Source organism: Pseudomonas sp. SIMBA_068, assembly GCF_046534705.1.
Taxonomy (GTDB): Bacteria; Pseudomonadota; Gammaproteobacteria; order Pseudomonadales; family Pseudomonadaceae; genus Aquipseudomonas; species Aquipseudomonas putida.
Map to the genome: position 1 here is coordinate 1 of NZ_JAWRYI010001812.1, position 231 is coordinate 231.

Genomic DNA, 231 nt, shown 5'->3' on the forward strand with positions numbered 1-231 from the left:
CTGGCAGCAGCAGACCCGCAGGCATTAAAAGCGTTAGGTATGCCGTTGAAACGGGCAGAGGCGCTGATTCATCTGGCAAATGCGGCGCTGGAGGGCACCTTACCAATGACAATACCGGGCGATGTGGAGCAGGCGATGAAAACGCTGCAAACTTTTCCGGGTATCGGGAGCTGGACGGCGAATTATTTTGCTTTGCGTGGCTGGCAGGCGAAAGATGTTTTCCTGCCGGAT

1 pseudogene is annotated in these 231 nt (G+C 55.4%); it reads left to right on the forward strand.

Annotation, left to right across the window (positions count from 1 at the left end):
- Window positions 1-231, forward strand: a pseudogene (locus tag SB756_RS36025) (DNA-3-methyladenine glycosylase 2 family protein); the annotation flags it as partial.